Source organism: Streptomyces sp. NPDC089799, from assembly GCF_040684755.1.
In the GTDB taxonomy this organism is placed as follows: Bacteria; Actinomycetota; Actinomycetes; order Streptomycetales; family Streptomycetaceae; genus Streptomyces.
The window spans coordinates 1-10,164 of sequence record NZ_JBFBGR010000070.1; the positions used below are offsets into that span (position 1 = coordinate 1).

The following is a 10,164-nucleotide window of genomic DNA, read 5'->3' on the forward strand; positions in this document are numbered from 1 at the left end:
GCGCTCGCCATCGGCATCTACCAGTCGCGTGGATCGCTGGCGGGCCTGTTCTCCGATGAGATCAACAACCCCTCCACCGGCGCCGGTGTGACCGGCCCCGTGGTGCCGGGTGGGCGGGGCGTGCTGTGAGTGCCTCCGGCCAGGCGCGGCTGGCGCGTTCGTATACCGGGGCACGTAGGCACCCGTGGGTGCTGGGCCGCCTCGGGGACTGGGTGATCCCTTTCGGCCCGTACACGCCGGCGCAGCTGGTGGTGATGGGCGGCGGTGCGCTGCTGCTGATCAAGACGTTCGCGTGGTGGTCGTGGCTGGGGCCGGTGCCGGTTGTGCTGTGGGGGGTGTCGGTGTGGCTGGTGCGGGATGCGCGGATCGGTGGTCAGAGCCCGTTCACTGCGGTGCTCGGTCTGCTCACGCTGCTGTCCCGGCCGGCGGCGGGGCGGATCGGCGGATGCCCGGCCCGTGACCGGGCACCGGGCCGGCTGGTGGGGGCGTTCGTGATCGAGCCAGGGATGGCGGGCCGTGTGTCGGCTCCGGCTCCAAGTGCCGTGAGGCAGGAGCAGACGCGGCCGCGGGTGCAGGCGGTGGTGGCGGCGGGTTCGGGGCTGGCCCGGCTAACGGCCGGTGTTCCGGCAGGGAGGAAGTAGAGGAAATGCGGGTTCCGTTCCGGCATATCGCCGGTCAGGTGCTGTGGGGGTCGGCCGGCGGTGCGTGGGCTGTGTGGCGGGTGGAGCCGGTCCAGGGCGGCTACGTCCCGGCCCGGGTGCGGCAGGAGCTGGTGGGGCGGGTCGCGGCGCTGGTGCGGTCGATGCCCTCGCAGGCCCCTCGCCTGCTGGTGCTGGCGGCGCGGACCGATGCGGGCGAGGTCGCCGAGCAAATGGTGGAAGGGGTGGACTGGCAGCGGCTCCCTGCGTGGGCGGAGACGTGCGCGGCGGGGGTGGAGCTGCTGGCCGGGCAGGAGATGCACCGCCGGACCGTGTGGCTGGTCGTACCGCTGTCCTTATCTGGGGGGCGGTGGTCGCAGGAACTCGGCGTGCTGCAGGCGGAAGTGGCCGGGCTGCTGGGTCTCTCGGCGTCGCCGGTCGCCGGGTCGGAGGTGGAGGAACGGCAGGTGGAGGCGGGCCGGCTGCGGGTCTCGCTGGGCGGGGGTCTGGTGCTGCGGCCCGCCACACCGGCCGAGATCGTGTGGCTGGTCCAGCACGCCGTCCACCGCGGCCTGCCCGAGCCTCTGCTGAGCGATGCCGAGCAGTCGAAGCTGTTCGGCGGCCGGGTACGGGACGGCGTGCTGCACAGCCCCTCGTACGCGGACCTGGGCTTGGTCCGTCTCACCGAAGGCGGGGCGCCCACCCCCGCGATCAAAGGGAAGGCCAAGGGCGGGAAGGCGCCAAGGCCGTGGTGGCGTTCGGCGGGAGCCCTCTCGCCGCTGGGCCGGCGGTGGCTGCAGGTGGAGTGCGAGACCGGGACCGGCTACCAGGCCCACCTGGTCCTAGCCGAGATCCCGGCGGCGGTGCCGATCGAGGCAGCTGACGTGCTCGCGCAGCTGGAGCACATGCCCTTCCCGGTCGACGTGACCGTGGACATGCAGGTGGTGCCAGCCGCGCGGGCCCGCGAGCAGGTGCAGCGCAAGAAGAAGGAACTCCTGGACCAGACCGGGCAGTACGGGGCGCAGCCCACGGGGATGCCCGACGCGCTGCCCCAAGCGGCCGGGGACCTGGCCGAGGAGGACGCCCGGCTGTCGCGGACGTCGGTCGAGGTCGAAGTGCAGTCCGTGACCGTCCTGACCGTGTGGGGGCCGGATCCGACAACGTGTGATGAGCGGGCGCGGGAGCTGTCTGCGGCGCTGACGGGTGGGGACTACCGGCTGGAGCGGCCGCTGGGTATGCAGGAGGAGCTGTTCGCGCTCGGCCTTCCCGGCACGGCACGTGCGGCCAAGGTCGGGCAGTTCGTCCAGCACCAGCTCTCCGAGGACTGGGCAGCGAATGGGGCGTTCACCCTCTCCCGGGTGGGGGACCCCACTGGGGCGGTGGTCGGCTACGACCTCGATTGCGGAACGCTGCGGCCGGTCCTGCTGAACCTTGCCGACGCCCCCCAGGTCAACGCCTCCGCCTCCGGCGGCGTCATCGGGGACCTCGGTGGCGGCAAAAGCGTGCTGATGAAGCAGCTGACCGCGTCGGTGGTGGACCGCGGCGGCCGCGCCATCGTCATCGACCGCACACCAGTCAGAGAGTGGGCCCGCTTCGCGGCCTCCGCGGCCACCGGACGCTGCCAGATCATCGACGCCGCGCGCGCAGAGCTGTCCATCGACCCACTGCGGATCTTCGGCGGGCCCATCGGCGCCCACTACGCCATGTCATACCTGACGCTGCAGCTGGGGGTTGGGGCGATGACGCCGGCTGGGGCCGTGCTTCACCACGCGGTCGAGGAAGTGGCCGGCGGCCCCGATCCGTCGATGGCCGGGGTACTCGATGTCCTGGCGGGTCTGGCCGGGCAAGGCGGGGCGCGGGGCGAGGCGGCGGCGATGGTCGGCGATCTGCTGCGCATCGTGCAGGAGAGCCCCCTCGCCGCCAGCGTCTTCAACCCCGGCCTGCCCCCGGTGACCCTGGACGGCGATCTGAGTTCCGACATGGTGGTGGTGACCACCGCCGGCCTGACTCTCCCGCCGCGCGAGGCTCTTGCTTCGGCGGATGTGCTGCGGCAGCAGCCGCTGGAGGCGCTGATCGGGCGGGCGGTGCTGTATCTGATCGCGGCCATCGCCCGGCAAGCGGCATTCACCGAGCCGGGCCGGTTCTGCCTGGTCACCATCGACGAGTGCTACTGGCTCACGTCGTCGGCGGAAGGCTCGGCCCTGGTCCACGAGCTGGAGCACGACGGCCGCAAGCACGGCGCCGGTGTCCTCCTGGGCGCCCACGACAAGGAAGAGCTCGGCGAACACGCCAACCTCCTGGCCTACAAGGTCGTCGCGCGGACCACCGAACACGATCGGGCCGTCAAGGCACTTCGGTTCCTGGGGCTGGACGGTGACGACGAAGAACTCATCCGGCTGGTCACCACCGGCCTGTCCCCCGTCGGGCAGGCGGGCCGTGAGGGCGAGATGCTGCTGTGCGACCCGCGCATGCAGGTCGGCCGGATCAAGGTCCTCGTCCCGCGGGTGGACCGCATCCGCGAAGGCATCTTCACTACCCCGGGGCGCTCCGCGGCCCCGGCGGGGCGGGGTGCGGCATGAGCCGGACCGTGGGGGCCGCCAGGCGGTTCGACCGCGGCACGCTGCGGTCCGTCGGCTTCGTAGCGCTGCTGACCGTGGTGTTCCTGGTGACGAACACCGCGGTGGCGGCCGCTGCGGATGGCAGCGGCGGAGAGGGCGGCGGGCTGCTCGCACCGTTGAACGTGTACACCGTCGAGGGGGTGCCGCTGGAGGCGTATGAGCTGGAATCCGACGGCGGCATGCGCATCAACATCGTCGGACAGACCCAGGCACTCGTCCTATCCGGCCTGTTCACGCTGGTGCGGCTGCTGGCCGGCCTGGCCTGCTGGCTGATCGGATTCGTCTTCCGCTTCCCGCTCCTGACCCTGCTGACCGAACCCGCACAGAACCTCTCCGACGCCTACGCCACGCACGTGGTCGGCCCGCTGGGCCTGAAGGAACTGCTGCTGGCGTGGGCGTTCGTTTTCGGGCTGATCGCATTCATGCGCGGCCGGGCCGCGGCCGGACTCGGCGAGATCGTGCTGACGCTGGTGATCGCCGCCCTGGCCGCCAGCGTCTTCGTCCGCCCCGACTACCTGCTCGGCCGGGACGGGCCCCTGCAGCAGGTCCACCAGGCCGCCGTCGAAGTCGCCCAGATCACCACCCACTCCTACTTCGACCAAGGGCCCGAGGAGGACCCGTGCGCCGAGCTCAGTGTCGGCCCGGCCAAGGACGCCTGCCGGGAATCGGGGCACGGGGTGGTCCGGCCGATCCAGGACGCGGTGACCGACGCGCTCGTGGTCAAGCCGTTCATGCTGGTCCAGTACGGGCGCATCCTCGACCCCAAGGACCCCGACGAGAAGGCCGCCTACGAAGCGCACATGGCGTACCTGGCGGCGTCCCTTCCACGCTATGGGGATGGGGACGGTGGCGGGACGGACCCCTGCTCGCTGATCAAGAACAAGGCAGCCAGGGAGTACTGCGAGCGGGGCGATGCCACCCGGCGTCCCAGTGATCCGCCGGAGGCCACCGTGCCGGGCGTCGTGCCGACGCCGCAGGACCTGGTCGGTCAGGTGCCGCTGTCCCCCCAGTTCGACAAGCTCCTCAAAAACCTGGACGCGGCCGGCCCGGTGGGCAAGGAGGCCGCCGCCTACGCCAAGGCGCCGTCCTGGGACCGGGTCGGGGCCGTCCTGGCCCTGCTCGTGGCCGTCGTGGTCGTGGCACTGATGGTCGTCTCGATGGCGATGGTGATGCTCGGCGCGCAGGCCGCGGACGCGGCCGCTGCAGCGGGCGGGGCGACGGCGATGGTGTGGGCGATGCTGCCCGGCCCTTCCCGCACCGTCCTGTGGAAGTGGCTCAGCGTGTTTATGGTGTCGATGCTGGTCAGCTTCGTGGCCGCCATGATGCTGCCCCTATTCGGGATCACCGTGGACGTGCTGCTCGCCAGCGCCTCGGGCAGCACCATGGTCGAGCGCCTGCTGCTCCTGGACGCCGTCGCCGTCGCGTTCCTCGCACTGCACCGCCGGATGATCGCCGCGGTCTCTTCGTTCGGGCAGCGCATGGCCACGCGGGCCCGGTTCATGAAGGTGGGCGGGACCCACATGCCCGGCGACACCTCGCCGCTGGGCGCAGCACTGGCCGTCCACGGCCCGGGCGGTGGGAGCCGGGGCCTGATGGGGCTGGGCGGGCGCGGCCGGTTCGGCAGCCTGCTCGCTGGCGCTTCGGCGGGTATGCCGTTCACACCGACCCGGCTGCTCCAGGACGCGGCGGCCGAGGGCGGCCGCGGCCTTGCCCCGTTCGCGATGGCGGCAAAGGCCGGCCACACTGCTCTGATCGGGCCGCGCCCGAACCGTCACACCCCGCTCCTGGCCCAGCTCCAGGCAGCCGCGGGTCAGCCGCAGGCCGTGCAGCAGGGCAGTCGGGGCGAGAAGGTCGTGGACCCGTGGACCAGCTACATCCTGCACGACCCGGCCACCGACCGGCCGCTGCTGGGGTCGCGGATTCATCAGCGTGCCTCGCGGCTGCGGGGCTACCGCATCGCTCACCGGGCCGGCAGCGCGGCGTACGCGCTCACGTTCGGCCTGCCCCGCACCTGGAATACCGCAGGGACGAAGGCATCGCAGTACGCCGAGGACGCCATGACCCAGCTGAAGGTCAGCTCACTCAACTTCCGTGAGGACTGGCGGCCCGTGGGGCAGACGGCACGAGCGGCTGTACGTGGACTCAGCGAGAGCTTCGCCGACGACGGGCAGCGCCTCGCAACAGCCTGGCAGGTCTACGACCCGCCGGGCAGGGTACGGGACGCAGCCGTCGCTGCTGCGGTCTACGCCGGTTCCCGCAGCACCAGTGGCTCGGCCAGGCCTCCGGCCTCCGTGCGGCCCGCGTCATCTGTCACCGCTCCCCGGGTCCCGTCTTCCGCAGACCTCGCTTCTTCGGCCCCTGCCGGTCCGCACCCGTCAGGCATCGGGCGACCCGCGTCGGCTACGACATCCGGCAGCGACGCCACCGGCCCCATACGGCCGGTGACGATCGACCGGCCCGTGCGCGGGGCGGGCCGGCATCCGATGGGTAGCGCACAGCCCGCGCCCCGGCCCGCCGCCGGCCAGGCCGGCACGGACGGGCTGGCACCAGTGCGGCCGAGCGGGGCTGCGGGCGCTGAGCAGGCACAAGCGGCGGCGAACCGGAACCGGCTGCTACAGGCTTTGCAGGCCCGACAGCGGGCGGCCGCCGACCAGCAGCGCTCACACGAGGGTGATGCACAGTGAAGAAGCTGCACATGGGCTGCCTCACCGTGCTGCTCCTGGTCGCTGCCGCGTGCTGTGCGGCCCCCGCCGTGCTGTTCTCGACCGCAAGTGAGCGCCCCACCGCGCCGGGGGTGGTCCCGCCAAGTGTGGAGGGCATCCCGGGCCGGATGCTGGCCGCCTACGCCACTGGTGCCGCGCAGATCGGCACACACGTGCCGGGCTGCAAGGGCATGCGCTGGCAGATCCTCGCCGGCATCGCCCGCATCGAGTCCGGCCACGCCTCGGGCAAGCAGATCAGCCCCGCGGGGGACATCACCCCGCCCATCACCGGGCCGCGTCTGGATGGATCCGGCATCGGCGGCAACCGCACCCCCTTCCCTGACACCGACGGCGGACTGTGGGACGGCGATACGGAGTTCGAGCGGGCGGTGGGCCCCTTCCAGTTCCTGCCCGCCACATTCCGCTCCTTAGGCAAAGACGGCAACGGCGACGGCACGGTCAGCCCGCACAACGCCGACGACGCAGCCGCCTCCGCCGCCGTCTACCTGTGCGGGAAGGACCGGGACCTGACCGACCGGAACCAGCTGCGGGCCGCGATCTACATCTACAACCGCTCAGAGGCCTACGTGGAGGATGTCCTGTCCGGCATCGACCAGTACGACGCACTTGGTGCCACTCCGACCATTCCCACCGGGAACGCCGGCACGGTCGTGGCTGCTGCGGTGGCCCAGCAAGGTGTGCCCTACTCCTGGGGCGGCGGAGGACCAGACGGCCCCAGCCGCGGGTTCTGCTGCTCCCCCGGCGGACAGGACGGCAGCAAGGTGACCGGGTTCGACTGCTCGGGGCTGACGCAGTACGCGTTCGCGCAGGCCGGCATACAGCTGCCCCGTACAGCGGCGGCACAGGCAAGTGCCGGGAGGCGGATCCCCGCCTCGGCCGGAGTGGGCGCACTGCTGCCGGGCGACCTGGTGTTCTACGGCTACGACCCGGGCGCCGATTCCACGATCCACCACGTCGGGATCTACCTCGGCAACGGGCAGATGATCAACGCGCCCCGGCCGGGCAAGCTGGTCCGCATCGACCCGGTCACCGCGATGCCCGACTATGCGGGAGGGGCCAGGCTGCTGTGAGCCTCCGTTGGAGCGGGGGCCGCCTGATCGCCGCCTCCGCCGTACTGACCTGTGCCGGAACCCTGTTGCTGTACGTCGGGCTGCAGCCGCAGGTCGAGCCTGGGGTCACCGCCTATCCGGGCAGCACCCCCTCGGTGGCCGTCGCCACTTCCCTCTCCGGCCCGGCGGCAGCGCGGTCAGGCCGAACAGGAAGCGGCTCGGCCGGCGTCAGGCCGTCCGCACCCGCACCGACGGCGACCATCGTGGCGGCGCCCTCAGGCCTGGCGGCCGTGCGGGCGGAGTTGCCGCACCCCGGGTCCGGGGAAGCCGCCGACCCGCTCATCCAGCAGGCGCTGGACCGGGCCAGCCGTCCGGACCTCCCAGGCCGGGACGAGGCGCTGCTGCTGCGGCAGGGGCGCCAGGCGTGGCTGACCGACACGCACGCGTACACGCAGGTGCGGCTCCAGGCCGCCACCGTCCGCCGCGCGAGTGCCGACGGCGAGGAGCCGGTGCGGGCGGTGGTGCGGCTGGTGTGGGCCGGCGCCGACCCCGCAGGGACCTTCCTGGACGGCCGCCCGGCCGCCGTCCACTTCACCCAGAACGGAGACGGATCATGGAACCGGACCGGCTGACACCGTCCGCGGCCGCAGTGTTCGGCACGGCGCGCAACGTCCTTGATGCAGTGTGGACGCTCGGCGCCTGGGCTGCGGTCAATGCGTGGTGGCTCACGCTGGTCACGGCCGTGCTCGTGACCGGATGGGAGATGCTGCAGAGCCGTCTGGCCAGCAAGGCCCTGTCCGAACGGACGTGCGTGGAGCTGGTCCCCAGCGGCCAGTTCACGCCGGGGGCGGAGGAGGTCTGGCGGCAGGGCATGCAGATGATCCGGGCTGCCGGGTCAGGGCCGTGGTGGACGCCGCGCCGGGCCCGCACGCTGCGGGTGCGGCTGCGCGCTGATGGCAGCCGGCCCCTGGCGTACCGGATCGAGGCCCCCGCCTCCGCCCACGCACTGCTGACCCGGCACCAGTTCGGGCCTCGGGTGAAGGTCAGCACCGTCCCGCCAGCCGCCGACAAGATGCGTACCCATGTGGTGCGGGCCGTGCTGACCCTGCACGGGGCGCCCGGCAGCAGTCTGCGCGAGGTACCGCTGGACCCCGACCCCCTGCAGCCACTGGTCGATTCCGTCGCCGGGATCCGGGCCGAGCTCGGCGATCTGGCCGAGGTGTGCGTGGACCTCTCCCCCGCCCCACGATGGCACCTGGCCGCCTACAGGATGCGGATCATGCAGCGCGCTCGTACTGAGGCACGGCGCGAAGCCGCCCGCGAGGCCAGGTGGACAGGCGAGCCGGCCACCGGCCTGCCCGCCGCCCTGGGGAACCTGCTGGACCCGGCGCAGTGGAAGAACGCCGGCCGGGCGCCGGTACTGATGCCGCTGCGGCCGCAGCGGGTCGACCGCGAGCGCGCCCTGGGCAGGTTCGCCGAGACCGCCGGGCTGATGCGGGTGCAGATCCTCGTCCGCTGCGCCTCCGACAGCGAAGGCCGGGCCGAGCAGCACCTCGCCCTGATCAATGCGGCGATGGACGTCTACGCCGGTGCGTCCCGGATCGGCACCCGCGGCATATCGCTGGGGCCGTGGCAGATCGGCCCGGACCGGTGGCCGTGGCGCCCCCGGTTCGACCAGCAGTGGACAACGGCCCTGATGCGACCGGCCGCCGGGGGCTGGGCGCGGGTCGACGAGCTGGGAGGACTGCTGAAGCCGCCCACAGCCGCGGCGCGGATGCCGGTAGTCGAGGCACAGGTGCCCACTTACGAAGTGGGCCGGGATCTGCTGCCGCAGGGCTGGTACCGGGGGCCGGACGGGCGGGAACGGCTGCTGGCCACCGCCGAGGACGAGACTTTGTTCGAGGTGCAGTCCGGGAAGGCCGGGTGGGGCAAGACCAGCAGGGCCCAGGTCCATGCCGTGGCCAGCGCCCACAACGGGCGCGGGCTGGCGTTCGTGGACCCGCACGGCGACTCCTTCGGCGAGGTGGCCCGCTACCTCGCCCACGAGGACATCGCCGACCGGGTGCGCCTGGTCGACCTCACCGTGACCACCCCGGACGCGATGATCGCGTGCTGGAACCTCCTGGACATGAGCCGCCTGGAGCGGCCGTATGAGGTCACCGCCGCCGTCACCGACGCGATCGCCACCGCCCTGGGCTGGTCCGACCTCACCGGCCCCCGCGCACTAACCATCCTGACGAAAGCGGTGGAGGCGCTGGTCGCGGTGAACACCACGGCCATCGCCGCCGGCCCGGGTTCCCAGGAGCAGCAGGCGACCCTTCTGCAGGTCCGGCCTCTGCTGACCGACAAGGAGTTCCGTCACCTGGTCCTCAACGTCCTGGACGAGGAGGCGCGCCGCTGGTGGCTCACCAGTTTTGCCGATCTGCCCCGTGAGGCTCTGTTGACCGTCCTGAACCCGCTCGACCGGCTGGCCGCCAATCCGGCGCTCCGTGCCTTCCTGGGATGCCCGGTCAGCGGCTACGACATCCGCCGGGCCATGGACGAGGGCCATGTGGTGTGGATCTGCCCGCCCGGAACCGGGCCCACCGACCGGCTGCTGATCTCGCTCCTGGTCCGCGACTTCCTGCGCGCGGGCCTGTCCCGGCGGGACCTTGCCGAGCGGGACCGGCGGCCCTTCCGCCTCTACCTGGACGAGCTGATCTCCCTGGACGGCGCCGGATCCACGGTTGCGGAGATCACCGAGCAGCTGCGGAAGTTCGGGGGCCGGCTGCACGGGATGACGCAGCTGCTGGACCGCCTATCCGGGCCGACCCGCACCGCGCTGCTGCAGAACGCCTCCTGCCTGTCCACCACGGCCGGGTCCGCGGCAGCCATCGGGCAGATCACCGGTGAATGGGGCGGCAAGGTCACCGTCGAAGACGTCGCCGAGCTCGACCGGTGGTGGCACTACGCCTCCCTCACCTCCGCCGGGAAACGCATCGGCCCGCTGCTCGTACGCGGCCCTTCCCTCGCCGAAGTCTTCGACGACCTCGCCCAGCCGAGCCGGACGAAGACGCTGCTGCACACCGCGCACACGAACACCGGCGCCCGTCCCCTGCACGTACGCCTCACCCAAGCCACCGGACAGACCGACACG

At 72.3% G+C, this 10,164-nt stretch carries 6 protein-coding genes; all 6 read left to right on the plus strand.

Features of this window, described 5'->3' with window-relative positions; genetic code table 11:
* Positions 1 to 188 precede the first annotated feature (188 nt).
* Positions 189 to 641, plus strand: coding sequence for a hypothetical protein (locus AB0O36_RS36665; RefSeq protein ID WP_365118268.1), 453 nt, complete (start codon positions 189 to 191; stop codon positions 639 to 641).
* 5 nt (positions 642 to 646) lie between these two features.
* Complete coding sequence (locus AB0O36_RS36670) at positions 647 to 3,217, plus strand: ATP-binding protein (protein WP_365118270.1); 2,571 nt, start codon at positions 647 to 649, stop codon at positions 3,215 to 3,217.
* Complete coding sequence (locus AB0O36_RS36675) at positions 3,214 to 5,940, plus strand: hypothetical protein (RefSeq protein ID WP_365118271.1); 2,727 nt, start codon at positions 3,214 to 3,216, stop codon at positions 5,938 to 5,940. The genes AB0O36_RS36670 and AB0O36_RS36675 overlap by 4 nt, the downstream gene beginning before the upstream one ends.
* Positions 5,937 to 7,049 carry an NlpC/P60 family protein gene (locus tag AB0O36_RS36680; protein ID WP_365118274.1) on the plus strand — a complete coding sequence of 371 codons (1,113 nt, stop codon included), beginning with the start codon at positions 5,937 to 5,939 and terminating at the stop codon, positions 7,047 to 7,049. Before AB0O36_RS36675 ends, AB0O36_RS36680 begins: the two co-directional genes overlap by 4 nt.
* On the plus strand, positions 7,046 to 7,660 hold the full coding sequence (locus AB0O36_RS36685; RefSeq protein ID WP_365118276.1) for a hypothetical protein: 615 nt from the start codon (positions 7,046 to 7,048) through the stop codon (positions 7,658 to 7,660). Before AB0O36_RS36680 ends, AB0O36_RS36685 begins: the two co-directional genes overlap by 4 nt.
* Positions 7,642 to 10,164, plus strand: a 2,523-nt coding sequence (locus tag AB0O36_RS36690; protein ID WP_365118278.1) for an ATP/GTP-binding protein, incomplete at its 3' end; no start/stop codon positions are given. The genes AB0O36_RS36685 and AB0O36_RS36690, both read left to right, overlap by 19 nt.

Excerpts from the sequence above, each read along its gene's own strand:
- AB0O36_RS36675 (WP_365118271.1), top strand. The coding sequence starts at position 3,214 with ATGAGCCGGACCGTGGGGGCCGCCAGGCGGTTCGACCGCGGCACGCTG.
- AB0O36_RS36670 (WP_365118270.1), top strand. The coding sequence starts at position 647 with ATGCGGGTTCCGTTCCGGCATATCGCCGGTCAGGTGCTGTGGGGGTCG.